This window comes from Gryllotalpicola ginsengisoli DSM 22003 (assembly GCF_000419445.1).
GTDB lineage: Bacteria > Actinomycetota > Actinomycetes > Actinomycetales > Microbacteriaceae > Gryllotalpicola > Gryllotalpicola ginsengisoli.
The window spans coordinates 197,475-222,007 of record NZ_AULK01000005.1 but is presented as its reverse complement, the minus strand read 5'-3'; the positions used below and the strand labels follow the sequence as shown (position 1 = coordinate 222,007).

The window sequence follows — 24,533 nt, the reverse complement described above, 5'->3', positions numbered from 1 at the left end:
GATGCGAAGCATCCGTCGGTCGATCTACAAGTCGCCCGCGCAGTTGCGGCTCATGCTCGAGCCGGGGCTCGCGACGGCGGCGAGTCTGGACGCCGTCGCTGAGATCATCGCGCCCGGCGTCACCACGCTGGACCTCGACCGTGCCGCCGAGTCGGCGATCACGCAGCGCGGCCTCAGCTCGAACTTCAAGCTCGAGCAGGGCTACTTCCACACCATCTGCGCTTCGGTCAACGACGAGGTCGTGCACGGCATCCCGGGCAGTCGCGTGCTGCAGCCGGGGGACCTGGTCTCGGTCGACTCCGGCGCGATCTCCACGCAGGGCTGGAACGGCGATGCCGCGCGCAGCTTCGTGGTCGACGATCCCGCGCGACCGGACCTGGTCGCGGCGCGGCGGGAGCTCAGCCGCGTCACCGAGCAGTCGCTCTGGCACGGCATCGCGACCCTCGCGAACGCCCGGCACTTGAACGAGGTCGGTGCGGCGATCGAGGACTACATCGACTCGCAGGGCGAGTACGGAATCCTCACCGACTACATCGGGCACGGCATCGGCCGTTCGATGCACGAGGATCCGCCTGTGTTCAACTACGCCGTGCGCCAGAAGGGCCCGGAGGTGAAACCGGGTCTCGTCGTGGCCATCGAGCCCATGGTCACGCTCGGCTCGGCCGAGACGTACGTGCGCGACGACGGCTGGACCGTCGTGACCGATGACGGCTCGGCGGCCGCGCATTGGGAGCACAGCGTCGCCGTGCACCAGGATGGCATCTGGGTGCTCACCGCCGAGGACGGCGGCGCCGCCGGTCTCGCGCCGTTCGGGATCACCCCCGTGCGGCCGGCCTGAAGGAGGGAAAACGGATGACCCAGCCGATCGTCTTCATGCTCGATGTCGCCCCCGCCGACGCGCCGGAACCCGAGGGAGGCTGGGCCGCGACGGTGCACCGCGTGCCCGACGGGCAGCCGAGCCTGATGGCCACCGAGCTCTCCGCCACCCGCGGCGACGGCGTCTTCGAGACCCTCGGTGTGATCGACGGTTTCGCCCAGGCTGTCGACGGCCACTTCTGGCGGCTCGCCAACTCCGCGCAGCTGCTCGAGCTGCCCGCCCCGAATCTCGAGCAGTGGCGGGCGGCCATGCAGATCGCCGCCGCGGCGCTGCCGACCGACCGTCAGGGCGGCGTCAAGCTGGTGCTCTCGCGGGGCGTCGAAGGATCGGGCGTTCCCACCGGCTGGTTGATCGCCACGACGACGAGCGGCGACTTCCCGAGCCGCCGCGACGGCTGGAAGGTCGTGACTCTCGACCGCGGCTACCGCCACGACCTGTCCGAGAAGGCGCCGTGGTTGCTGCCGGGCGCGAAGACGCTGTCCTACGCCGTCAACATGGCGGCGCTGCGCGAGGCCGCGCGGCGCGGGGCGGACAACGCGATCTTCATCTCCTCCGACGACTACGTCATGGAAGCGCCGCAGTCGACGGTGCTGCTGCGCCGCGGCAACACGCTGATCACGCCGAAGACGGACATCGGGATCCTGCCCGGCACGACGCAACTGAGCGTCTTCGCGGTGGCGGGGGAGTGGGGCTTCGCCACCGAGGACCGCCTGGTCGCGGCATCCGATCTCTTCGACTCGGACGGAGTGTGGCTGCTCTCGAGCGTGATGCTCGCCACCCCGATCACCGAGATCGACGGCCGCGCGATCGCCGTCGACCGCGACCTCACAGACCGGCTGAACGACGCCCTGCTCGCACGGCGGGAGTGAGGACACGCCGAGCGGCCTGGAAGCATAGACCCTCGACTGGCGTTAGGGGAAGACTTCCCATATGATTGATCTTTGGTGTCTTGCACCCGTCATCGGGTGCGCGCCGTGCAACGTTCAGACACCACAATCCCCGCACGAACAGCGAAACCCTACTCCTTAGCGACAGTGAGGCTATGGCCAAAAAAGACGGCGTCATCGAGATCGAAGGATCTGTGATCGAGGCTCTGCCCAACGCGATGTTCCGCGTCGAGCTGACCAACGGTCACAAGGTTCTTGCCCACATCTCGGGCAAGATGCGACAGCACTACATCCGTATCCTCCCGGAGGACCGCGTGATCGTGGAGCTCAGCCCCTACGACCTGACCCGCGGCCGCATCGTCTACCGCTACAAGTAAGGATTCGCTGCGTAAGTAACGGCCCTCGCCGCCAGGCGAGGCGCACGAAGACAGCGAAGGAAAAAACATGAAGGTCCAGCCCAGCGTCAAGCGCATCTGCGAGCACTGCAAGATCATCCGCCGCAATGGCCGCGTGATGGTCATCTGCTCGTCGAACCCGCGCCATAAGCAGCGTCAGGGTTAGTCGACCCGGGCGAGAGCCCGCATGAGACTTCACAACTGAATACGCAATCAGGCAACGCCAGAACGCCCGGTTCCCATTCACGCTCCGCGTGAGTCGATCACCGGGCGGGACACCCCGGGTTGGAGGCCCGAGCACCGGCGCTGTCCCACACCTCCACTCACTTACAGGAGAAAGCCAACATGGCACGTCTTGCAGGCGTCGACATCCCGCGCGAGAAGCGCGTGGAGATCGCACTGACGTACATCTACGGTGTCGGCCGCACGCGGTCGCTTCAGACCCTCGCCGCCACCGGCATCTCGGGCGACATCCGGGTCAAGGACCTCACCGACGACCAGCTGGTCGCGCTCCGCGACTACATCGAGGGCAACTTCAAGGTGGAGGGCGACCTTCGCCGTGAGGTGCAGGCCGACATCCGCCGCAAGGTCGAGATCGGCTCCTACCAGGGTCTGCGTCACCGCCGCGGCCTCCCGGTGCGCGGTCAGCGCACCAAGACGAACGCGCGCACCCGCAAGGGTCCGAAGCGCACCGTCGCCGGCAAGAAGAAGGCCGGCCGCAAGTAACCGCGGGCCCCAGGGATTCAGGAGAGATAGACACAAATGGCTGCACCTAAGACGGCTGCCGCGCGTAAGCCGCGCCGCAAGGAGAAGAAGAACATCGCCGTGGGCCAGGCCCACATCAAGAGCACCTTCAACAACACGATCGTGTCGATCACCGACACGAGCGGTGCTGTGATCAGCTGGGCCTCCTCCGGTGGCGTCGGCTTCAAGGGCTCGCGCAAGTCGACCCCGTTCGCCGCCCAGCTCGCCGCCGAGTCGGCTGCGCGCCAGGCTCAGGAGCACGGCATGAAGAAGGTCGACGTCTTCGTCAAGGGCCCGGGCTCGGGCCGCGAGACCGCTATCCGCTCGCTCCAGGCCGCCGGCCTCGAGGTCGGCAGCATCACCGACGTGACGCCCCAGGCTCACAACGGCGCCCGCCCGCCGAAGCGCCGCCGCGTCTAACTAGGACTCTGTCGACACGGATGCCCCGCCGCCGGGGCATCCGTGATCGGTCGCTCTTCACACAACTCAACACCTTCACTCACGCAAGAGTCATATAGCGGACTCTTAGCCGAAAGGAATCAACAGTGCTCATTGCACAGCGTCCTACTCTGACCGAGGAGCCGATCTCGGAGCACCGTTCGCGGTTCGTCATCGAGCCGCTCGAGCCGGGCTTCGGGTACACCCTCGGCAACTCGCTCCGCCGCACGCTGCTGTCGTCGATCCCGGGCGCCGCGGTCACAAGCATCCGCATCGACGGCGTGCTGCACGAGTTCAGCACGGTGCCGGGCGTCAAAGAGGATGTCACCGAGATCATCCTGAACATCAAGGGCCTGGTCGTCTCGAGCGAGCACGACGAGCCCATCACCGCCTACCTGCGCAAGCAGGGCGCGGGCGAGGTCACCGCGGCCGACATCTCCGCCCCGGCCGGCGTGGAGATCCACAACCCCGAGCTCGTCATCGCGACCCTGAACGACAAGGCCAAGCTCGAGATCGAACTCACCATCGAGCGCGGCCGCGGCTACGTTTCGGCGCAGCAGAACCGCAGCGAATTCAGCGAGGCCGGGCAGATCCCGGTCGACTCGATCTACTCGCCGGTGCTCAAGGTCACCTACCGCGTCGAGGCGACGCGCGCCGGTGAGCGCACCGACTTCGACCGTCTGGTCGTCGACGTCGAGACCAAGCCCGCGATCAGCCCCCGTGACGCCCTGGCCTCGGCCGGCAAGACGCTGGTCGAGCTGTTCGGACTCGCCCGCGAGCTGAACAACCAGGCCGAGGGCATCGAGATCGGCCCCGCCCCGGTCGACGCCGTGCTCAGCTCCGAGCTGTCGATGCCCATCGAGGATCTCGACCTCTCGGTTCGCTCCTACAACTGCCTCAAGCGCGAGGGCATCAACACCGTCAGCGAGCTGGTCTCCCTCTCGGAGACGCAGCTCATGAACATCCGCAACTTCGGCCAGAAGTCGGTGGATGAGGTCAAGGAGAAGCTGACGGAGATGGGCCTGTCCCTGAAGGACTCGGTCCCCGGGTTCGACGGCGCCCACTTCTACAGCGGCTTCGAGGACGAGAACTAGTCTTCTCGACCCACAGGCCACCACCCTTTTCACCCACGGAGAAACACAATGCCTAAGCCCACCAAGGGCCCCCGCCTCGGAGGCGGTCCCGCCCACGAGCGCCTGCTGCTCGCGAACCTGGCGGCCAGCCTGTTCACCCACAAGTCGATCCAGACGACCGAGGCCAAGGCCAAGCGCCTGCGTCCGCTCGCCGAGCGCTTGATCACGTTCGCGAAGCGCGGCGACCTGCACGCCCGCCGTCGCGTGCTGGCCACGATCAAGGACAAGTCGGTGGTGCACGAGCTGTTCACCCAGATCGCTCCGCTCGTCGCCGATCGCGAGGGCGGCTACACGCGCATCGTCAAGACCGGCTTCCGCAAGGGCGACAACGCTCCCATGGCCGTGATCGAGCTCGTGCTCGAGCCGGTCACGCCGAAGGTCAAGAAGGCGAAGCCCGCCGCGGCCTCCGCCCCCGTCGAGGAGCCGGCCGAGGAGACCGAGGCCGCCGCGGCCCCGGCCGAGGCCGAGCTGCAGGAGGACGTCGCGGCCGAGGTCGCCGAGGAGGAAGCGGCCGCCGAGGCGAACGAAGCCGCTGAGGCCGAGGTCGACGCCGAGGACGCGACGGTCGAGCCCGCCGCCGAAGACGCCGAGCGCTGAACCGCACCCCGCCAGACGAACGCCCCGCACCCGAAAAGGTCGCGGGGCGTTCGCGCGTGACGGGTACGGTGATCGAGATGACGGATGACGCGTCTCGGTGCCCTTGCGGAACCGGAATGAGCTACGGCGAGTGCTGCGCGCCCCTGCTCCGCGGCGACGTGCGAGCGGCCACCGCGGAGCAGCTGATGCGCTCGCGCTACTGCGCCTTCGCCCTCGGCGACGTGGACTACGTGCTGCGCACGTGGCACCCGTCGACGCGACCCGCCCCACCGCTCGGTCTCGACGACGGCACGGTGTGGCGGCGACTCGATGTGCTGGGAAGCCGCGGCGGAGGTCCGTTCGACCGGACCTGTGACGTCGAGTTCCGCGCTGTGTGGCGTCGGGGCTCCGAGCGGGGTGTCTTGCACGAGACGAGCCGTTTCGTGCGCGAGGAGGGCTCGTGGCTCTATGTCGACGGCGATGCCTGGGCCGAGTGATGCGCCGGCGGGCGTCGCTACCATGGGCGCGATGAGCGACGAGACCGTCACCCGCGTGCGCCTCGATCTCGCCTATGACGGCACTGGCTTCAGCGGGTGGGCGCGCCAGCCGCGGCTGCGCACGGTGCAGGGCGTGCTCGAGGAGGGCCTCGCCGTGCTGTTCCGGCGCACGCCGCCGGCCCCGACCCTGGTGGTCGCCGGGCGCACGGATGCGGGGGTGCATGCGGCAGCCCAGGTCGTGCATCTCGACCTGACCGCCGAGCAGGTGCGTTCCCTGCGGCACGTGCGGATCGGCGCCGAGTCGGCTTCCGATGCGGGCGCCGCGGTCGCGTACCGGCTGAACGGAATCCTGGGCGCGAGCACCGACGTCGTGGTGAAGCGGGGACGGATCGCACCCGCCGGCTTCGACGCCCGGTTCTCGGCCACTGCGCGCCGTTATGAGTACCGCGTCAGCGACCGCGTCGAGACCCGCGACCCTGCGCAGCGCCATCGCACCGTCTGGTGGCCGGCGCCACTCGACGAGTCGGCGATGGACGCCGCGGCACGCGCTCTCATCGGCCTGCACGACTTCGCCGCGTTCTGCAAGCCGCGCGACGGGGCGACGACCATCCGGACGCTGCAGGAGTTCGACTGGCACCGCGACGCAGAGGGCGTGTTGATCGCGCGGGCGGTCGCCGACGCGTTCTGCCACAGTATGGTGCGGGCTCTGGTCGGGGGATGCGTCGCCGTCGGGGAGGGCCGGCTCGCGGCATCCGATCTCGCCCTCATTCTCGACGTCGGCGCGCGCACCAGCGCCTTCAAGGTCATGCCGGCGAAGGGGCTCACGCTGGTCGCGGTCGAATACCCTCCCGACGACGAACTCGCCGAGCGTGCGGCGGCTACCCGCGCCCGGCGGGTGCTGTGACGGATGCCTCGGCCACCGGCGCCTCGCTCCCCGGAACCGCGTCGCGCCTCTGCCGGGTGAGGTCGCGCAGGCGGCGGCGCACGATCAGGTAGGGGTAGCCGATGCCCGCGGCGATGTACCCCGTGAGCGTGTGGTCGTGCGGGCCGAAGGCGCGTTTGCGATCCCAGGCGCGGCGCAGCCATCCGCCCTTGCTGCGGCGCTGCGACGGGCGGTCGGGCAGTGCACCCGCGTCGCGCAGCAACGCGAATTCCTCGAGGCGTTCCTGCCAGTCGTTCTCCGACTCGGGGTGGAAGTAGTTCTGCGCACGCCACACGGGGTCGACGGTGTGGAAGCGGGCGGCGATCAGGTCTCGCGACGACGCCAGCAGTCCGCTGCCGACGAACACCTCGTTGATGAGCGCGCCGGAGACGCCGAAGTCGGTGAGGACGATGCTCGGCACGTCGGCCGCGATCGCCTCGAGCGCCGCCGTCGAGCTGATCGTGACGAACCCGACCGCTCGCGCGAGGTGCTCGGCCATCGAACCGCCTTCGACGACGAGGTTCGCCGGGGCGTCCTGCGGCACCAGACCGGCGTACGGGTGCCGTTCGTGATGCGTCTGCCGCTCGCCCGCCAGCGCCCGCACCTTGACGACGACGCGCAGGTCGGGGTGGGCGCGGGCCGTCTCGACGAGCCAGCCCATGACGAGTTCGCGGTCCTCGCGATGGAACGGGATGGTGGGCTGAGCGGCGAAGACGATGCTGTCGCGCACCGGCGCCGAGTGCACCCGGACGTGTTCCAGGAACGGCAGCGTGGCCAGACCGAAGGTGTGCGTCATGCCGCGCTGCGCCGCGAGCTCGCGGTACTCGCGCACCTCGCGGTGACTGTGCAGCACGAACATGTCGGCCTGCGCCCGCCGAAACAGCCCCTTGTACTTGGCGGGCGAAGAGATGCCCGGCAGCCCCGTCATGATGACCGGTCGCGGCGATAGTTCCAGCGTGAGCGCGGTGATCACCGCCTCGGAGGCCGCGCCGCTGGTGGCCACGAAGACGGCGTCGACCGGATCGGCGCGCAACCGCGCGATGATCTCCAGCAGCGTCGCCCTCGGCACGTCGGCCGGACGGAACGGGGTGCCGGCGAGGGCGCCCGCGACCTGCACGTCGCTGGCCGCCAGGCGTGAGGCCACCAGAGTCAGTGCGACCTCCCAGTCCGGCGGCAGGTCGGCAAGCAGAGCGGCACCCCACTTGACGTACGAGTCCGAGTCGACGATGCCGAGGATGCGACGTCGTGCCACGTGCGCTATGCCCCCACGCGGCGCAGCTTGGCCATCGGGGCCTCTTCGCCGGGCATCACGCGCTTCACGCCGTCGCCCATGGCCTGCTCGATGATGCGGATGTCGCGCACCAGGTTGTCGAGACCGTGCGGCTCGAGCGACGCGGCGTGGTCGCTGCCCCACATGGTGCGATCCAGGGTGATGTGGCGCTCGACCGCCACCGCGCCGAGCGCGACCGCGGCGAGGGAGATCTGCAGGCCCGGCTCGTGGCCCGAATACCCGACGGGCGTGCCCGCGTAGCGCTCCTTGAGCGTGTTGATCATCCGCAGGTTCGCCTCCTCCGCGGGCAGCGGGTACGTCGAGGTGGCGTGCAGCAGCACGAGCTTGTCGGCGTCGAACCGAGCGACGGCCGCGTCGATCTGCTCGAGGGTGGACATGCCGGTGGAGAGGATGACGGGCTTGCCGGTGGCGGCGATCGCGTCGAGCAGCTCGAGGTCGGTGACGGATGCCGAGGCCACCTTGTACGCGCACACGTTCAGGTCCTCGAGGAAGGCCACGGACGGGACATCCCACGGCGACGCGAACCAGTCGAGCCCGCGCAGAGTGGCGTAGTCGCCGATCTCGATGTACTGGTCGCGGTCGAACTCGACGCGGTAGCGGTACTCGAGGTAGGTCATCTCGCCCCAGGGCGTCGAGCGCGGAGTGTTCTTCATGTGCTCGGGAGTGGAGATCGACGGGGTGCGCTTCTGGAACTTCACCGCTTGCGCTCCGGCGTCGGCGGCGACGTCGATGAGCTGCTTGGCGATCTCGACATCGCCGTTGTGATTGAGTCCGATCTCGCCGATGACGTAGACGGGCTGGTCGTTTCCGACGGCGTGGCGTCCGATGCGAACGGTCATGGCTTGCCTTTCGTTGATGGGGCGGGGTCGGGCCGTCGCCGTGCTGGTGGCGATGGCGTCGGCGATGAGCAATTGCTCGGGGGTGTCGATCTCGATCGAGTGGCGTTCGTCGGTGACGGCGATGCCGATGCGGCCGAAGAACCGGAAGCCGGCCGCGCGGAACCCGTCGACGCGCATCACGTAGAAGGCGCCGGTTTCGACGTACTGGGCCTCGCGGTCCTGCCGGCGCGGGCGGAATGACGCGTCGTGGTTGATTGCTTCGGCGCCATTCTCACCCAGCCGCCACAGGAATGCATGCGACTCGGCGGCGGCGAGGACCACATCGGACTCGCCGCTGAGGATGCGGCCGATGGCGGCATCCAGATCTTCCGGGGCGATGAACGGGCTGGTCGCCTGGATGAAGACGAGAACGTCGGCACGGATGCCTCGTGACTCGAGCTCATCGAGGGCGTGCAGCAGCGCGGCCTCGCTCGAGGCCGTGTCGCTCGCAAGCTGGGATGGCCGCCGGACGACCTCGGCTCCCGCGGCGCTCGAGGCCTGCGCGATGGCGTCGCCGTCGGTGGAGACCACGACCCGGTCGATCAACCGGGCGGTCAGGGCCGAGCCCACCGCACGGGCGATCAGCGGGACGCCGCCGACGGGCTGCAGGTTCTTGTCGGGCACCCCGCGGGATCCGGCTCGCGCCGGGATCACGGCGACGACCGTCGGGTTCCGGTCGGGGTTTGAGCGGTGCATCCGCTCAACGTAGACACGGTCTTGCGCAGCCGGGTTTCCTGCCGGTGCTCTCGAGTGGACGGGAGGTGAACATTGGGAGAGCGGTGCCGGTTTGCCCATTCGGCGGCCCTCGCGTAGGATCGATCTTTGGTGTCGTGCGCCTGCCGCGCGGTATCCGAAGTTGAGCCCTCCACCTGTGGCGTTCCGTCTCGATCCGAGTGGGAACTCCCGACGGGAGCGGGATTCACGACCATCCAACTCCGACAAGAAAGCAGCCACTACTGTGACGCGCACTTACACCCCCAAGGCCGGCGAGATCCAGCGCGACTGGGTCGTCATCGACGCCACTGACGTGGTGCTCGGCCGCCTGGCCAGCCACGCCGCCGCGATCCTCCGCGGCAAGAACAAGCCGACGTTCGCCCCGCACATCGACACGGGCGATTTCGTCATCATCATCAACGCCGACAAGGTCGCCCTCACCGGTCAGAAGGCCGAGCAGAAGAAGGCGTACCGCCACTCCGGCTACCCGGGTGGTCTGAAGGCCGTGACCTACGCCGAGCTCCTCGAGAAGAACCCGGTCCGTGCCGTCGAGAAGGCCGTTCGCGGCATGCTGCCGAAGAACACGCTGGGTCGCCAGCAGCTGGGCAAGCTCAAGGTCTACGCCGGCCCCCAGCACCCGCACGCTGCACAGCAGCCGAAGCCGTACACCTTCCCGCAGGTCGCCCAGTAGGCGCCGGACCTCGACAAGACTTCTTAAGGACTGAATCAAGTGGCAAAGATCGCTGACCAGATCGAGGCTCCCGAGAGCTTCACGACCGAGACCCCGGCCGCCGAGGCCGCCGCCCCTCGCGCAGTGCTGAACGTGCCGGGCGCCGCGGTGGGCCGCCGCAAGGAGGCCATCGCCCGCGTCCGCCTCATCCCCGGCTCGGGTGAGATCACCGTCAACGGCCGCGCGTTCGCGGACTACTTCCCCAACAAGCTGCACCAGCAGCTGATCACCGACCCCTTCAAGGTGCTGGAGCTGCAGGGCGCCTACGACGTCGTCGCCCGCATCACCGGTGGCGGCCCCTCGGGACAGGCGGGCGCGCTGCGCCTCGCCATCGCCCGCGCCCTGAACGAGATCGACCGCGAGAACAACCGCGCGACGCTCAAGAAGGCCGGCTTCCTCACTCGTGACGCCCGCGTCACCGAGCGCAAGAAGGCCGGTCTCAAGAAGGCCCGCAAGGCCTCGCAGTTCTCGAAGCGCTAAGCGCTTCGACGGGCTACCGGGTCTTTTCGGCAATGGCGCGCCTGTTCGGCACCGACGGCGTTCGCGGACTCGCGAACGGCGACATCCTCACCGCGGATCTCGCACTGGGTGTCGCGCAGGCCGCGGCCATCGTGCTGGGCACCGGCCGTGAGGCCGATGCCCGGCGCGCCGCCGGGAAGCGCCCCGTCGCGGTGGTCGCACGCGACCCCCGCATCTCCGGCGAATTCCTCGTCTCGGCCGTCGCGGCCGGGTTGGCGTCCTCCGGTGTCGACGTGCTCGACGCCGGAGTGATCCCGACCCCCGCGACGGCCTTCCTCATCTCCGACATCAACGCCGACTTCGGCGTGATGATCTCCGCCTCGCACAACCCGGCGCCCGACAACGGCATCAAGATCTTCGCGCGGGGCGGAACGAAGCTGCCCGACGTGGTCGAGGACCGCATCGAGGCGGCGCTCGGGCGGCCCAAGTGGACGCCGACGGGCGGCGACGTGGGGCGCATCCGTCGCTTCGCCGACGGTGAGGACCGCTACATCGTGCACCTCATCGAAGCGCTCCCGCACCGGCTCGACGGGCTGCACGTGGTGCTCGACTGCGCGAACGGCGCCGCGGCCGGCACGTCGCCGGAGGCGTTCGCGCTGGCCGGGGCGAAGGTCACGGTCATCGGCGCCGATCCCGACGGGCTCAACATCAACGACGGCGTCGGATCGACGCACATCGACAACCTGAAGCGGGCGGTGCTGGAACACGGCGCCGACGTCGGCATCGCGCATGACGGTGACGCGGACCGCTGCCTCGCCGTCGACGCGAACGGGGTCGAGGTCACCGGCGACCAGATCATGGCGATCCTCGCGCTGTCGCTGAAGGACCGGGGCAAGCTCGCGAAGGACACGCTGGTGGCCACCGTCATGAGCAACCTGGGCCTGCACCGCGCCATGCAGGCGCACGGCATCAACGTCGTCACCACGGCAGTCGGTGACCGGTACGTGCTCGAGAAGATCAACGAAGAGGGCTACTCGATCGGCGGGGAGCAGTCCGGCCACGTCATCCTGAGCGAGCACGCCACCACCGGCGACGGCGCGCTGACGGGGCTGACCCTGCTGGCCGAGATGGCCCGCACCGGCAAGTCCCTGGCCGAGTTGGCCTCGGTGATGACCGTCTTCCCGCAGGAGCTCATCAACGTGCGCGGCGTCGACCGTGGCCGCTTCGCGGGCAACCAGGCGATCGCCGACGCGGTCGCCGCCGTCGAGGCGGAGCTCGGCGAGACGGGCCGGGTGCTGCTGCGCCCGAGCGGCACGGAGCCGATGATCCGCGTGATGGTCGAGGCCGCGGACGACGAGGCCGCGAAGTCGTACGCGCAGCGCCTCGCCGAGGTCGTGCGCGCCGAGCTCGCCGAGTAACGCGGGCACGGATGCCGCAGGCATCCGTCGAACACGCTGCACGCAGCATCGTCCGACAGTTCGAGCCCTCGCAAGACGCTCCTCAAGCCGGCGACTTGTTCGCCGGCGGTCGTGGGAACCGGGAAAGTCGACCGCGGCGCGCCGGGCGGGGACCGGCGCGCAAAATTAGCTCAGTACTGCAAGACCATGGCGACCTGGCGGCTGTCGTCGGGGACGAAGCCGAGGTCGGTGTAGAGGGCGACGGCGCCGCTCGGGTTCTGCGTGTCGACGTCGAGCACGGCCTTCTCGAGCCCCGCCTTCCTGGAGGCGTCGAGCGCGCGCGAGAGCAGGGCCGCGGCGACACCGCGGCCGCGCCAGGGGCGCCGGGTCGCGACGAAGCCGATGTAGGAGCTCGTGTAGCCCTGGTGTGGCCAGTCGTGCTCCAGCACGCTGGTGAGCACCAGGCCGGCGACGGTGCCGGGGTCGTCGGCGCTGAGTGCGAGGAACGACAGGTCGGGGCGGAAGAACTCGCCGCCGGCCAGATGCCTCCACTGCTCGGCCGAGGTGGGCTGGCTGCTCCAGTGGTCGCGGAACGCCTCGTTCTTCGCCGCGAGGGTCGCGGCGCTCAGCTCGTCGCGCCAGGGGACGATCCGGACGCCGTCGGGCTCGGGCGGCACGTCGACGGGCTCGGCGAGATCGCGGGTGAGCGTGGCGAAATAGCGGCCCACGTGGAAGCCGAGCAGTTCGGCCAGGCGGATGCCCGGCACGTTGCCGGCGGAGAGGTACTGCAGGATCCAGCCGGGCAGCGGCAGGTTCGAGCCGCGCAGCATCTGCTGTGCGCGGCCGCGCTGCCACTGCAGCAGCTGGCGGCCGATGCCGGCGCCGCGCACCGACGGATGCGTCGTGCCGAGGAGCAGCACGCGCACGAGCGTCTCGGGGTTCGGCGGCATGACGTTGAGCCCCCAGGCGACGATCCGGCCGTCGGCGTCGATCCCGCCCAGGGAGTCGCGGGCGAGATCGACGTAGCTGTGCCCCAGCTCTTCGACGATGTCTTCGCGCGGGGTCGTCCAGCTCGGGTGGTCGACGGCGTCGGCGGCCTGCTGCAGAGCGGTCACCTCATCGGCGTCGTCGGCGGTGAGCGGGCGCCACAGGGCGATGTCGGGATGGATCGGCAGGGCGAGCCGGTGCGGCGCCTCGACGCGCTCGCTAAGGGGGCTCAGATCGGTCACGGACTCACTCTGGCACTCGCCGCCGACCGAAGCCTGGATGCGCGTCGAACGCCCGGCCGTGCATCCGCTTCTCAGAGCTTGCGCAGCAGCACCGAGTCGACGGTGTGATCGGCGCTCTTGCGCAGCACGAGCTTGGCGCGTGCCCGCGTGGGCCGCACGTTCTGCTCGAGGTTCGGCTCGTTGATCGACTTCCAGATGCCGCGCGCCCGCTCGGTCGCCTCCTGCTCCGTCAGCTCGGCGTAGCGGTGGAAGTAGGACTGCGGGTTGGCGAAGGCGCCCTTCTGCAGCTTGAGGAAGCGGTCGATGTACCATCCCTCGATCGCCTTGGTGCTGGCGTCGACGTAGATCGAGAAGTCGAACAGGTCGCTGATGGCGAGGCTGCCGGTGGAGCCGGGCTGCAGCACGTTGAGCCCCTCGACGATGAGGATGTCGGGGCGCCGCACGATGATCTGCGCGTCGGGCACGATGTCGTAGCTCAGGTGCGAGTAGAACGGCGCGCGCACCTCGGGGGCCCCGCTCTTGACCTCGGTGACGAAGCGCAGCAGGGCGCGCCGGTCGTACGACTCCGGGAAGCCCTTGCGCTCCATCAGGCCGCGCCGCTCGAGCTCGGCGTTCGGGTAGAGGAATCCGTCGGTCGTGACGAGTTCGACGCGCGGGGTGTTCTCCCAGCGGCTGAGCAGCTCGCGCAGCAGGCGCGAGACCGTCGACTTGCCCACCGCCACCGAGCCGGCCACGCCGATGACGAAGGGGGTGCGGGCGGCGCGCTCGCCGAGGAAGTCGCTCGTGGCGCGGTGCAGCCGCTGCGTGCCCTGGGCGTAGAGGTTCAGCAGACGCGACAGCGGCAGGTACACCTCGGAGACCTCGCGCATGTCGAGCACGTCGCCGAGGCCGCGCAGCTGCACGATCTCGGTCTCGGTCAGCGGCTGCGGCGTGCTGTGGGCGAGCTCCGCCCAGTCGGCGCGGCTCAGCTCGACGAACGGCGTCTGCGCCGCGGTGGCGACGGCGCCGTGTTCGGTCATGGTGACCGAGTCTAGTTCCCGCACGCGCCCGGCCCCGCCGGGCCTCGCTCAGGCGCCGCAACTAAGCTCGACCGCATGTGCGGAATCGTCGGTTACGTCGGATCGCGGCAGTCTCTGCCGGTGCTGCTGGGCGGGCTGAAGCGGCTCGAGTATCGCGGCTACGACTCCGCGGGCGTGGCCGTGATCGATCCGGAGGGCCGACTGCGGACGGCGAAGCGGGCGGGCAAGCTCGGCGTGCTCGAGGAGGAGCTGTCGACGCATCCGATCGCCGACGGCGTGACGGGGATCGGCCACACGCGCTGGGCGACGCACGGCGGCCCCACCGACGGCAACGCGCACCCGCACCTGGGCGACGACGGGAAGCTCGCGCTGATCCACAACGGGATCATCGAGAACTTCGCGCAGCTCAAGGAGGAGCTCGAGGGCCAGGGCGTCGTCTTCGACAGCGAGACCGACACCGAGGTCGCGGCGAAGCTGCTCGGCGTCGAGTACCGGCGCACCGGCGACCTGCGCACCGCGTTCCGCAACACGGTCGCCCGCCTGGACGGCGCCTTCACGCTGCTGGCGGTGCACGAGGACGAACCGGGCGTCGTGGTCGGCGCGCGCCGCAACTCGCCGCTCGTGATCGGCCTCGGCGAGGGCGAGAACTTCCTCGGCAGCGACGTCGCCGCCTTCATCGAGCACACCCGCCGGGCGGTCGCGATCGGGCAGGACCAGATCGTCGTCATCACGCCGGACCGGGTCGAGGTCACCGACTTCGCCGGGGACCCCGTCGAGGTCGCGCCGTTCGAGGTGCAGTGGGACGCCTCCGCCGCCGAGAAGGGCGGCTGGTCGTCGTTCATGCTGAAGGAGATCACCGAGGACCCCGACGCGGTCGCCGACACCCTGCGCGAGCGGCTCGACGGCGACGACGTCGTCGTGCCGGAGCTCGCCGAGCTCGGCGACGACGTGCTCGCGCAGGTCGACCGCATCGTCGTGGTGGCCGCCGGCACCGCCGCGTACGCCGGGCAGGTCGGCTCGTACGCCATCGAGTCGTGGGCGCGGGTGCCGGTCGACGTGCAGCTGGCTCACGAGTTCCGCTACCGCGACCCCGTCGTCGGCCCGCACACCCTCGTCGTGTCGATCAGCCAGTCGGGCGAGACCATGGACACGCTGATGGCGGTCAAGCACGCCCGTGAGCTCGGCGCCCGCACCCTGTCGATCTGCAACACGCAGGGCGCGACCATCCCGCGCGAGTCCGACGCGGCGCTGTACACGCACGCCGGGCCCGAGGTGGCGGTCGCGTCGACGAAGGCGTTCGTCGCGCAGATCACGGCCCTGTACCTGCTCGGGCTGCACCTCGCGCGGGTGAAGGGCACGCTCGACGCATCCGCTCGCGCAGCGCAGGTGCGCGAACTGCTCGCGGTGCCCGACAAGATGCGCACCGTGCTCGGCACGCACGACCGGATCGCCGAGCTCGCGCACTGGATGGCGGACACGCGCGCCGTGCTGTTCCTCGGCCGGCACGTCGGGTATCCGGTCGCGCTGGAAGGGGCGCTGAAGCTCAAGGAGCTCGCGTACATCCACGCCGAGGGCTTCGCGGCCGGCGAGCTCAAGCACGGGCCCATCGCGCTGATCGAGCCGGGCCTGCCCGTGTTCGTCCTCGTGCCGAGCCCCCGCTACTCGGACGAGATGCACCGCAAGGTCGTCTCGAACATCCAGGAGATCCGGGCTCGCGGCGCCCGCGTGATCGCGATCGCCGAGATCGGCGACGTCGCGGTGCTGCCGTATGCCGACGAGGTCATCCCGGTGCCGCTGGCGGCCCCCTTCTTCGAGCCGCTGCTGGCGGTCGTGCCGCTGCAGATCTTCGCCCTCGAGCTCTCCAGCGCCAAGGGGCTCGACGTCGACCAGCCGCGCAACCTGGCCAAGTCGGTCACGGTCGAGTAAGCCGTGATCACCGGCATCGGCGTGGACGTGGTGGGGCTCGACCGCTTCGCGCAGAAGCTCGAGCAGACCCCGCGGCTGCGGGAGCGGCTGTTCGCCACCAGCGAACAAGGACTGCCCGTGCACTCGCTCGCGGCGCGGTTCGCGGCCAAGGAGGCGCTGATCAAGGCGCTCGGCCGCTCGGACGGGCTCGTGTGGACCGACATCGTCGTCGTCTCGAACGAGCACGGCGACCCGGGCTTCGAGCTGCGCGGCGGCGCGGCCGAGGTGGTCGCGGCGCACGGCGTGCGCCGGCTGCACCTGTCCATCACCCACGACGCCGGCGTGGCCGTCGCGTTCGTGGTCGCCGAAGGGGGCACGGATGCCTGAGCCGCAGCCCGCCGCGCCGGGCGCCGCCCCGGCCTACCTCGACCCCGTCGGCTTCCGCGAGGCCGTGATCGACCTCGACGCCATCGCCTCCAACGTGCGCGTGCTGCGCGCGCTCACGGGGACGGAGCACTTCATCGCGGTCGTCAAGGCCGACGGCTACGGGCACGGGGCCGTGCCGTCGGCGCGCGCCGCGCTCGCCGGAGGAGCCGACTGGCTGGGCGTCGCGACCGTGGGGGAGGCGCTGGAACTGCGCGCCGCCGGCATCGAGGCGCCGGTCGTCGCCTGGCTGCACGACCCCGCGGAGCGATTCGACGAGGCCGTGGCACAGGGGGTGTCGCTCGGCGTCTCCTCGCTGCCGCAGCTGCGGGCGATCGCCGACGCGACGCAGCGGGTGGGCCGGCGCGCCTCGGTGCAGCTCAAGCTCGACACGGGGCTGTCGCGCAACGGCCTGCCCCGCGAGCGCTGGTCGGAGGCGTTCGGCATCGCCGCCGAGCTCGAGCTCGCCCGGCACATCGACGTCGTCGGACTGTTCACACACCTCTCGAACGCCTCCCCGGAGGACGACGCCGAGAGCCTCGACCGGTTCGACCAGGGCCTCGAGCTCGCCCGCGGCGTCGGGCTCGCACCCGACCTCGTGCACGCCGCGGCCTCGGCCGCGGCGCTGAGGCAGCCGGAGGCGCGGTACAACACCGTGCGGCTCGGGCTGACGGTGTACGGGCTCTCGCCGTTCCAGGACCCGGCCGGGGCCGCCGAGCTGGGGCTGCGGCCCGCGATGACGCTGCAGGGGCGCGCCGCCTCCGTGAAGCGGGTGCCGGCCGGCACCTCGGTGTCGTACGACTACACCTACACGACCGAGCGCGAGACGACGCTCGTGCTCGTGCCGTTCGGGTACGGGGACGGCATTCCGCGCGCGGTCTCGAACCGCGCAGCGGTGTGGGTCGGCGGCGGGGTGCATCCGATCGCCGGTCGGGTCGCGATGGACCAGTTCGTCGTCGACGCGGGGGATGCGCCGGTGTCGGTCGGGGACCCCGTGGTGCTGTTCGGCGACGCGGCGCGCGGGGTGCCGCCGGTGGAGGACTGGGCGCGAGCCGCCGACACGATCAACTGGGAGATCGTCACGCGCATCGGCGGGCGCACGAGTCGGCGGTACGTGGGTTCCGCAGGTCGACTCGGCGCCGACGGCGCCGAGTGGAGACCGGAGGAGCGGCGGTGAGCAGGTCTCCATTCGCCGGCGATGCCGGCGAGTCGACCAGCGGTGCGGCCGGCGATGCCGGCGAGTCGACCAGCGGCACGCAGCGCGTCGTCGGGGGCACGGCCGAGATGGAGGCGCTCGGGCGCGAGCTCGGTGCGACGCTGCGGGCCGGCGATCTGGTCGTGCTGACCGGTCCGCTCGGCGCTGGCAAGACCACCCTGACGCGCGGCATCGGCGAGGCGCTCGGGGTGCGCGGGCCGATCACGTCGCCGACGTTCGTGCTGGCGCGCACGCATCCGTCGCTCGTGGGCGGTCCCGACCTCGTGCACGTCGACGCGTACCGGCTGCGCGACGCGGTCGAGCTCGACGACCTCGACATCGACTACGAGCGGTCGGTGGTCGTCGCCGAGTGGGGGCACGGGCTGATCGAGGCCGAGTCTGACTCGTGGCTCGACGTCGTCATCGCGCGGCCCGAGGGCGCCGGTGACGACTTCGACCCGGCGGATGCCCCGGAGGAGCCCCGCACCGTGACCATCACCCCGCACGGCCCGCGCTGGGCGTGAGGGCGGCCGGGCGTGCCCGCTCCGGCGATTCGTCGCAAACGGCTTGCCGCCCGGATCGCCGGAGCACAATGTGACGAACCCAGGCCACTGCAAGAGCCGGGCCGGACACTCCCAGAATCGACTCGTCGATAATGGTTGCCCCGCGGCAGCGGGGAGTGCAAGAGCGACGAGTGGCGGAAGCGAGCCATGCCGACTCGTCGGAAGATGCTCGGTCGGCGGCCACAGGCGGCAGAAAGTGACGAATCGGCGAGGGTGCGGCGTCAGTAGCATCGGGGCATGGCTTCCATCGCGCTCACCCCGGTCGAGGTCGGGCGTGACGGCGCGATCATCGCCTTCCCCACCAGCAGCGGCTGGCCGTTCCACGTGCGGCCGCGTCCGACGGAGGCGCAGGCCCGTGCGACCGGTCTCCCACCATCCGCCGCTTCGAGGGTCAGACCCGGGCGATCCGGCGCCGCGACTGGGAAACCGGCACCACCCACGCACTTCATCTGGGAGGACCTGAGCGCATGACCGTCACGGCCGAGTACACGATCCCGGGGCTGCACGTGCGCGAGCACGAGGCATCCGTACCCCTCGACTGGAATCACCCGGACGCCGGCACGATCACGGTCTTCGCGCGCGAGCTCGTCACGCCGACCAAGCGCCATGAGGACCTGCCGTGCCTGCTGTTCCTGCAGGGCGGCCCCGGCGGCAAAGGGCCCAGGCCGGTCACGGCCTCGGGCTGGATCGCCGAGGCGCTGAAGAACTACCGCGTCGTGCTGCTCGACCAGCGCGGCACCGGCCGCAGCACCCGCGTCGACGCGCGCACGATCGGGCGCTTCGGCACCGCGGTGGAGGCCGCCGAGTACCTCGCCCACTTCCGCGCCGATCAGATCGTGCGCGACGCCGAGCACCTGCGCGAGCACGTCTTCGGCGGGAAGCGGTGGACCACCCTCGGGCAGAGCTACGGCGGATTCCTCACCCTGAGCTACCTGTCGCTCGCCCCTGAGGGGCTCGCCGCGTGCCTCGTCACCGGTGGGCTCGCCTCCGTCACCCGGCCCGACGCGGAGCTCGTCTACCGGCGCACCTACCCGCGGGTCGAGGCGAAGAACGCCGAGTACCGGCGCCGGTACCCGCACGACGTGGCGGCGATCGAGCGCATCGCCGACCGGCTCGCCGCCTCGCCCGTCACGCTGCCCGACGGCGACGTGCTCACCGTGCGCCGCTTCCAGACCCTCGGCATGGGCTTCGGCATGAAGCACCCCGGCTACGAGCAGGTGCACTGGCTCGTCGACGAGGCCTTCGACTGGAAGGGCGAGGAGCTCGACGACGGATTCCTCGCCCAGGTCGCCGCCGCGACCGATTTCGCCACCAACCCGCTCTACGCCGTGCTGCAGGAGGCGATCTACGCCAGCGGCCCCGACGCCGGCCCGACCGCATGGGCGGCGCAGCGGGTGCGAGACGAGCTGCCCGCCTTCGCGGAGAGCGCGCGGCCGCTGCTGCTGACCGGCGAGATGATCTACCCCTGGCAGTTCGCCGAGCTGCGGTCGCTCAAGCCCTTCGAGGCGGCGGCGCACGCGCTGCACGAGCGCGAGAGCTGGTCGACGCTGTACGACACGGCGCGGCTCGCCGCCAACGAGGTGCCCGTCTACGCCGCCGTGTACTTCGACGACATGTACGTCGACTCGGGGCTGCAGCTCGAGACGGCGCAGGCGGTCGGCAATCTGCACCCCTGGGTGACCAACGAGTTCGAGCACGACGGGCTGCGCAACGGCGACGTGTTCGCCCGGCTGCACGCGCTGCTCGAGGCGGACGGCGGCGCCCTGCGATGAGCGAGGAGCTGCAACGCGCCCACGCCGACGCCTTCGCCCGGGTCGTGCTCGACAACCTGTCGCGGCCGTACCCGTACGCCGCGCACCACACCACGGCCGGCCCCGACGACCGGCCTCTGCCCGTCGAGCTGCACCCGGCGTTCGCCACCTCGTACGACTGGCACTCGTGCGTCCACATGACCTGGCTCGGCACCCGGCTGCTCGAGTTCGGGGTCGCGTTCCCCGCTGCCGACCGGCTCGCCGGGGCGCTGCAGGCGGCGCTCACGGCCGAGAACCTGGCCGTCGAGGCGGACTACCTGCGCGCGCATCCGCTGTTCGAGCGCCCCTACGGGTGGGGCTGGGCGCTCGCGCTCGCCGCGTCGGCGGCCGGCTCCGACGTTCCCGTGGTCGCCGCCCTCGCGCCCGGGTTCGCGCCCCTGACCGACGTGCTCGTGGAGCGCGTGATCGGATGGCTCGCCGCCGCGCCCGAGCCCGTGCGGCACGGCGTGCACGGGAACTCGGCCTTCGGCATGCGCCTCGCGCTCGGCGCCGCCCGCGAGCTCGGGCGCGACGACGCGGCGCAGGCGATCGAGGCGGCCGCGCGGCGCTGGTTCGGCGAGGACCGGGACTGGCCGTTCGAGTACGAACGCAGCGGGCAGGACTTCCTCTCGCCCGGCTTCGCCGAGGCCGATCTGATGGCGGCGGTGCTGCCGCCCGACGAGTTCGGCGCGTGGGCCTCCGGGTTCTTCGGGCGGCTCTCGGGCGAAGCATCCGTGCTCACGCCCGCCACCGTGCTCGACCCGAGCGACGGGCAGCAGGTGCACCTGTACGGTCTCGGGCTGTCGACCTCGGCGGCCGCGTCACGCGTCGCGCGTGCGCTGCGGGCCGCGGGCGGGCAGGACGAGCTGATCGGATGGCTCGAGCACGCCGCCCCCGCCCTGCTTCCGGCGGCCCTCGAGGCCGCCGTCTCGGAGGAGTTCATGTCGTCGCACTGGCTGGCGACCTTCGCGTGGGACGCGCTCGAGCAGCTGCCGGGGTGAGTTCAGCGGCCGCGCAGCTGCCGCTCGGCGGAGTCGAGGTAGGTGCGTAGCGCGTCAGCCGCCCTGCGCCGGTCGCCGCTCTCCAGCAACTCGAGCAGCGCCTCGTTCCGCGCGATGTACGGCTCGTGGAACTGGCGCAGATCGTCATCCATGGCGTGGAACGCGAGCCGGAGTTCGGCCATCAACGAGCGGATCAGCGTCTCCATCCGCTCACTGTGCAGGGTGGAAGCCAGGGCGGTGTGGAACCGCATGTTCGCGCTGCCGACCTCGAGCCAGGCCCCGCGCGCGGCCGCCGCGCGAGCATCGGCGCACGCTTGTCGCGCATCGCGAAGGGCGGGGTCATCGGGCGACGTCGCCTGAACCGCCGCGAGTTGAACGATGCGGCGCACCGCGAAGACGTCGGCCACGTCTTCGGCGGAAAGCTCGCGCACGAACACGCCGCGGTTGAAGCGGTGCTCGACAAGGCGATCGTGGGCCAGCAGCCGGAACGCCTCCCGCAGCGTGTTCCGCGAAACCCCCAGCGAGACGCTCAGGTGTTCTTCCGACAGCTGCGTGCCCGGGCGCAGTTCGCCGTCGATGATTCTGCTGCGCAGACTCGCGGCCGCGTGCTCGGCGCCGGGACCCCGCGTGCTCATGCCCTCATCCTTCCACGGGACGTGACGTGTAAACGGCGTGTAAAACCACCACAGACGGGCTCGGATTGTTGAACAATCTGCCCTAGCTTGTTCAACAACCTCCTCCCCTTGACCCTCTCTGGAGAGCCCATGTTCGTGCTCATCGGCGTCGCGCTGGTCGTGATCGGCTTCGCCCTGCGCCTCAACGCCCTGTTGGTGGTGACCGTCTCCGGCATCGTCACCGCCGTCATCGGCGGAATCGGCCCGCTCGAGATCCTCAACGCGTTCGGCACCGGTTTCGCCAACAGCCGGTCCGTCACGACGTTCGCCGTCGTCTTGCCGGTCATCGGTCTGATCGAGCGCTACGGACTGCAGGCTCAAGCCGCGCGGCTGATCGGCAAGCTCGACAAGCTCACCGCCGGGCGCATCCTCGCCCTCTACCAGGCGATCCGCCAGGCGACGGCGGCGGTGGGCCTCACCACCATCGGCGGGTACGCGCAGGCGGTACGCCCGCTGATCTACCCGATGGTGGTCGGAGCTGCCGAACGGAAGTACGGCACGCTCAGCGAGAAGGCCATCGAGATGCTCAAGGGGTTCTCGGCCTCCGCCGACACCGTCGGCGTCTTCTTCGGAGAGGACATCTTCGTCGCGGTGGGCTCGATCCTGCTGATCACCGGGTTCGTCGACACGACGTACCACCTGACGCTCGAACCGCTCGAACTCGCGCTCTGGGCTCTGCCGACGGGCATCGCGGCACTGCTCGTGCACGGCACTCGGCTGCTGCTGCTGGACCGCAAGCTCGATCGGATGCTCCGCAGCGCCCCGCTCGGAACGGCGTCGGCCTCGGAGGCGGCGGCATGATCACCGCGGAGTGGCTCTACTGGCTCATCGGCGCGTTCTTCGTCGCCGTCTCGGTCCTGATCCTCGGCGACCGCACGCATGCGCGGCGTCTCGGGAACGGCGCCTTCTGGGGCGTGCTCGGCCTGAGCTTCTTCTACGGCACCTTCGTCGTGTCGGGCCAGGCGCCGGCGTGGATCCTCGGCATCGCTGTGCTGCTCATGGTCGTGCTCGCCGGGTTCGGTTTCACCGGCAAGGCGGTCGAGCGCACGACCAGTGCCGAGGAACGAGAGGTCTCGGCGGCGCGCTTCGGCAACCGGCTCTTCATCCCCGCTCTGGTGATCCCCGCGGTGACGGTGCTGGTGGCACTGGTGGGGCCGATGGTGAAGATCGGGGGCTCACCGCTGCTGGCGGACGGCACCGCGACCCTGACGGGACTCGGAGTGAGTGCGATCGTGGCGACCGCCGTCGGAGTGCTGATCCTGAAGCCCCCGTCGCTGGCCACCCCCGTGCGCGAGGGCGGAAGGCTGCTCGAGGCCATCGGATGGGCGGCCCTGCTGCCGCAGATGCTGTCGACGCTCGGCTCGCTCTTCACCGAGGCGGGCGTCGGCACGGCGGTCGGCGACATCACGAAGAAGATGCTTCCCGACGGCTCGCTGATCGCGGCGGTGCTCGTCTACTGCGTGGGAATGGCCGTGTTCACCGTGATCATGGGCAACGCGTTCGCGGCCTTCCCCATCATGACCGCGGCGGTCGGCTGGCCCGTGCTGGTCCATGTTTTCCATGGCAATCCGGCCGCCGTGTTCTCGATCGGCATGCTCGCCGGCTTCTGCGGCACCCTCACCACTCCCATGGCGGCGAACTTCAACCTCGTGCCCGCCGCGCTGCTCGAGATGCGCAACCGCTACAGCGCCATCAAGGCCCAGCTGCCGACGGCGGCGATCATGCTCGTCGTGAACATCGGACTGATGTACTTTGTCGCCTTCTGACGCCTTCCGCATCGACCGCCTCGCATGGGCCCCCCGCTTCGCCGAGGTCGCTCTCGAGAACATCACGCGGCCGTATCCCTACGCCGCCCAGCACCTCGACCGCAGCGATGACGACCTTGTTCCCGCGCGAGTGCGGCACCCGATCTTCGGCTCATCGTTCGACTGGCATTCCAGTGCGCACATGCACTGGCTCGCGGTCCAGTTGCTCGACACCGGCACCCGGGGCGAGACGGCGCAGCGGCTGCACTCGCGTCTCGCCGTCACCGTGACCGAGGGCAATGCGGCGATCGAAGCGGCCTACCTGCGCGACAACCCGCACTACGAGCGCCCGTACGGCTGGGCCTGGGCGCTCGAGTTCATCGCCGCCGTGCGACGCGCCGACGACGTGCGCATCCGCTCGCTCGACCCGGCGCTGGCCGAGCTGGCCGCCACGATCGGCGAATTGGCGATCGGATGGCTCACCGGAGTGCCCGAGCCGGTGCGGCACGGCGTTCACGCCAACAGCGCCTTCGGCATCCGTCACCTGCGCGCCGCGGCTTTCGAACTCGGCGACGAGAGGCTTGCCGAGGAGTGCGCGCGCGCAGCGCGGCGTTGGTACGGCGCGGACCGGGACTGGCCGTTCCACTATGAGCGCAGCGGCCAGGACTTCCTTTCGCCCGGGCTGGAGGAAGCGCTGCTGATGCGTGAGGTGCTTCCCGACGGCGAGTTCGCGGAGTGGGCCGCAGGCTTCTTCGGGCTGCTCGAGCCGGACAGTGCGGTGCTCAGGCCGGCCACTGTCCTGGATCCGGGCGACCCGCAGCAGTCGCATCTCTACGGACTCGACCTGTCGCGCGCGTCGGCCGCTGTCAAGATCGCCTCGGCGCTCGCCGAGACCGGCTCGGAGCACCTCGCCGCCCTGTTGCGCGCGGCGGTGCCGGCATTGCTGCCCGCAGCGCTCGAGGCATCCGTCTCGGACGAGTACTTCTCCTCGCACTGGCTGGCGACCTTCGCGTGGGACGCGGTGTCCGCGATCGAGCGACACGGAATCTGA

General features: G+C 70.4%; 28 protein-coding genes and 1 pseudogene. 23 read left to right on the top strand and 6 right to left on the bottom strand.

Translation table 11 applies throughout. The features are described from left to right. Position 1: 1 nt before the first annotated feature. The 10 genes from map (at position 2) to truA (ending at position 6,451) form a co-directional block, all read left to right on the top strand. Entirely contained in the window at positions 2 to 838 is an 837-nt protein-coding gene (gene map / locus H563_RS0111055; protein WP_027479362.1) for a type I methionyl aminopeptidase, read from the top strand. Between the two features lie 14 nt (positions 839 to 852). Next, positions 853 to 1,746, top strand: coding sequence for an aminodeoxychorismate lyase (locus tag H563_RS0111050; RefSeq protein WP_022882668.1), 894 nt, complete (start codon positions 853 to 855; stop codon positions 1,744 to 1,746). 173 nt (positions 1,747 to 1,919) lie between these two features. Beyond that, a complete protein-coding gene (infA, locus tag H563_RS0111045; RefSeq protein ID WP_011186713.1) occupies positions 1,920 to 2,141 on the top strand; it encodes a translation initiation factor IF-1 in 222 nt (73 codons plus the stop codon). A 67-nt stretch (positions 2,142 to 2,208) separates the two neighbouring features. Then, positions 2,209 to 2,325 (top strand): 50S ribosomal protein L36, encoded by a 117-nt coding sequence (gene rpmJ / locus H563_RS0111040; RefSeq protein WP_022882667.1) that lies wholly within the window; start codon positions 2,209 to 2,211, stop codon positions 2,323 to 2,325. A 179-nt stretch (positions 2,326 to 2,504) separates the two neighbouring features. Continuing rightward, positions 2,505 to 2,885, top strand: coding sequence for a 30S ribosomal protein S13 (gene rpsM / locus H563_RS0111035; RefSeq protein ID WP_022882666.1), 381 nt, complete (start codon positions 2,505 to 2,507; stop codon positions 2,883 to 2,885). A gap of 36 nt (positions 2,886 to 2,921) precedes the next feature. After that, complete coding sequence (gene rpsK / locus H563_RS0111030; protein WP_022882665.1) at positions 2,922 to 3,323, top strand: 30S ribosomal protein S11; 402 nt, start codon at positions 2,922 to 2,924, stop codon at positions 3,321 to 3,323. A 125-nt stretch (positions 3,324 to 3,448) separates the two neighbouring features. Continuing rightward, the gene (locus tag H563_RS0111025; RefSeq protein WP_022882664.1) at positions 3,449 to 4,435 is read left to right on the top strand and encodes a DNA-directed RNA polymerase subunit alpha; all 987 of its coding nucleotides are present in this window, start codon (positions 3,449 to 3,451) and stop codon (positions 4,433 to 4,435) included. Positions 4,436 to 4,483: 48 nt separating this feature from the next. Next, positions 4,484 to 5,071, top strand: coding sequence for a 50S ribosomal protein L17 (gene rplQ, locus H563_RS0111020; protein ID WP_022882663.1), 588 nt, complete (start codon positions 4,484 to 4,486; stop codon positions 5,069 to 5,071). A 116-nt stretch (positions 5,072 to 5,187) separates the two neighbouring features. Further along, positions 5,188 to 5,547 carry a YchJ family protein gene (locus H563_RS0111015; protein ID WP_281169783.1) on the top strand — a complete coding sequence of 120 codons (360 nt, stop codon included), beginning with the start codon at positions 5,188 to 5,190 and terminating at the stop codon, positions 5,545 to 5,547. Positions 5,548 to 5,578: 31 nt separating this feature from the next. After that, complete coding sequence (gene truA, locus H563_RS0111010; RefSeq protein ID WP_027479359.1) at positions 5,579 to 6,451, top strand: tRNA pseudouridine(38-40) synthase TruA; 873 nt, start codon at positions 5,579 to 5,581, stop codon at positions 6,449 to 6,451. On the opposite strand, the gene H563_RS16305 is transcribed toward truA, so the two are convergent. The 3 genes and pseudogenes from H563_RS16305 to H563_RS18210 all read right to left on the bottom strand — a co-directional run. After that, complete coding sequence (locus H563_RS16305) at positions 6,426 to 7,721, bottom strand: DUF6716 putative glycosyltransferase (RefSeq protein WP_022882660.1); 1,296 nt, start codon at positions 7,719 to 7,721, stop codon at positions 6,426 to 6,428. The genes truA and H563_RS16305 overlap by 26 nt on opposite strands. Positions 7,722 to 7,726: 5 nt before the next feature. Continuing rightward, the gene (locus H563_RS18215; RefSeq protein WP_027479358.1) at positions 7,727 to 8,599 is read right to left on the bottom strand and encodes an N-acetylneuraminate synthase family protein; all 873 of its coding nucleotides are present in this window, start codon (positions 8,597 to 8,599) and stop codon (positions 7,727 to 7,729) included. A 183-nt stretch (positions 8,600 to 8,782) separates the two neighbouring features. Beyond that, positions 8,783 to 9,334 (bottom strand): annotated as a pseudogene (locus tag H563_RS18210) (acylneuraminate cytidylyltransferase family protein); the annotation flags it as partial. Positions 9,335 to 9,596: 262 nt separating this feature from the next. Here H563_RS18210 and rplM point away from each other — a divergent pair. From rplM to glmM, 3 genes are read left to right on the top strand one after another with little or no spacing between them, the layout of a single operon-like run. Next, positions 9,597 to 10,043: a 50S ribosomal protein L13 gene (gene rplM / locus H563_RS0110995; protein ID WP_022882658.1), complete on the top strand. Its 447-nt coding sequence runs from the start codon at positions 9,597 to 9,599 to the stop codon at positions 10,041 to 10,043. Positions 10,044 to 10,082: 39 nt separating this feature from the next. Beyond that, complete coding sequence (gene rpsI, locus H563_RS0110990) at positions 10,083 to 10,562, top strand: 30S ribosomal protein S9 (RefSeq protein ID WP_022882657.1); 480 nt, start codon at positions 10,083 to 10,085, stop codon at positions 10,560 to 10,562. Positions 10,563 to 10,594: 32 nt separating this feature from the next. Next, a complete protein-coding gene (gene glmM / locus H563_RS0110985; RefSeq protein WP_022882656.1) occupies positions 10,595 to 11,959 on the top strand; it encodes a phosphoglucosamine mutase in 1,365 nt (454 codons plus the stop codon). Positions 11,960 to 12,129: 170 nt separating this feature from the next. On the opposite strand, the gene H563_RS0110980 is transcribed toward glmM, so the two are convergent. Then, positions 12,130 to 13,167 carry a GNAT family N-acetyltransferase gene (locus H563_RS0110980; RefSeq protein WP_027479357.1) on the bottom strand — a complete coding sequence of 346 codons (1,038 nt, stop codon included), beginning with the start codon at positions 13,165 to 13,167 and terminating at the stop codon, positions 12,130 to 12,132. 71 nt (positions 13,168 to 13,238) lie between these two features. Beyond that, on the bottom strand, positions 13,239 to 14,186 hold the full coding sequence (gene coaA / locus H563_RS0110975) for a type I pantothenate kinase (RefSeq protein WP_022882654.1): 948 nt from the start codon (positions 14,184 to 14,186) through the stop codon (positions 13,239 to 13,241). A gap of 75 nt (positions 14,187 to 14,261) precedes the next feature. Here coaA and glmS point away from each other — a divergent pair, with 75 nt between their 5' ends. From glmS to H563_RS0110945, 7 genes are all read left to right on the top strand, one after another. Beyond that, positions 14,262 to 16,112, top strand: a complete 1,851-nt coding sequence (gene glmS, locus H563_RS0110970; protein WP_022882653.1) for a glutamine--fructose-6-phosphate transaminase (isomerizing) — start codon at positions 14,262 to 14,264, stop codon at positions 16,110 to 16,112. A 3-nt stretch (positions 16,113 to 16,115) separates the two neighbouring features. Continuing rightward, positions 16,116 to 16,478, top strand: coding sequence for a holo-ACP synthase (locus H563_RS0110965; protein ID WP_022882652.1), 363 nt, complete (start codon positions 16,116 to 16,118; stop codon positions 16,476 to 16,478). Continuing rightward, positions 16,471 to 17,691: an alanine racemase gene (gene alr / locus H563_RS16300; RefSeq protein WP_022882651.1), complete on the top strand. Its 1,221-nt coding sequence runs from the start codon at positions 16,471 to 16,473 to the stop codon at positions 17,689 to 17,691. The genes H563_RS0110965 and alr overlap by 8 nt, the downstream gene beginning before the upstream one ends. A gap of 107 nt (positions 17,692 to 17,798) precedes the next feature. Continuing rightward, a complete protein-coding gene (gene tsaE / locus H563_RS16295) occupies positions 17,799 to 18,233 on the top strand; it encodes a tRNA (adenosine(37)-N6)-threonylcarbamoyltransferase complex ATPase subunit type 1 TsaE (RefSeq protein WP_051142736.1) in 435 nt (144 codons plus the stop codon). 276 nt (positions 18,234 to 18,509) lie between these two features. After that, the gene (locus H563_RS17950) at positions 18,510 to 18,743 is read left to right on the top strand and encodes a hypothetical protein (RefSeq protein ID WP_155865183.1); all 234 of its coding nucleotides are present in this window, start codon (positions 18,510 to 18,512) and stop codon (positions 18,741 to 18,743) included. After that, positions 18,740 to 20,044 carry an alpha/beta fold hydrolase gene (locus H563_RS0110950; protein WP_022882649.1) on the top strand — a complete coding sequence of 435 codons (1,305 nt, stop codon included), beginning with the start codon at positions 18,740 to 18,742 and terminating at the stop codon, positions 20,042 to 20,044. Before H563_RS17950 ends, H563_RS0110950 begins: the two co-directional genes overlap by 4 nt. Next, complete coding sequence (locus H563_RS0110945) at positions 20,041 to 21,063, top strand: DUF2891 family protein (protein WP_022882648.1); 1,023 nt, start codon at positions 20,041 to 20,043, stop codon at positions 21,061 to 21,063. Before H563_RS0110950 ends, H563_RS0110945 begins: the two co-directional genes overlap by 4 nt. 2 nt (positions 21,064 to 21,065) lie before the next feature. Here the strand turns inward: H563_RS0110945 and H563_RS16290 are convergent, their stop codons facing one another. Then, positions 21,066 to 21,698, bottom strand: a complete 633-nt coding sequence (locus tag H563_RS16290) for a GntR family transcriptional regulator (protein ID WP_022882647.1) — start codon at positions 21,696 to 21,698, stop codon at positions 21,066 to 21,068. A gap of 108 nt (positions 21,699 to 21,806) precedes the next feature. Between H563_RS16290 and H563_RS0110935 the strand changes: the two genes are divergently transcribed. The 3 genes from H563_RS0110935 to H563_RS0110925 are packed head-to-tail and all read left to right on the top strand — an operon-like array spanning position 21,807 to position 24,533. Then, the gene (locus H563_RS0110935) at positions 21,807 to 22,538 is read left to right on the top strand and encodes a DUF969 domain-containing protein (protein ID WP_245556844.1); all 732 of its coding nucleotides are present in this window, start codon (positions 21,807 to 21,809) and stop codon (positions 22,536 to 22,538) included. Beyond that, the gene (locus H563_RS0110930) at positions 22,535 to 23,503 is read left to right on the top strand and encodes a DUF979 domain-containing protein (protein ID WP_022882645.1); all 969 of its coding nucleotides are present in this window, start codon (positions 22,535 to 22,537) and stop codon (positions 23,501 to 23,503) included. The genes H563_RS0110935 and H563_RS0110930 overlap by 4 nt, the downstream gene beginning before the upstream one ends. Then, positions 23,490 to 24,533: a DUF2891 family protein gene (locus H563_RS0110925; RefSeq protein ID WP_022882644.1), complete on the top strand. Its 1,044-nt coding sequence runs from the start codon at positions 23,490 to 23,492 to the stop codon at positions 24,531 to 24,533. Before H563_RS0110930 ends, H563_RS0110925 begins: the two co-directional genes overlap by 14 nt.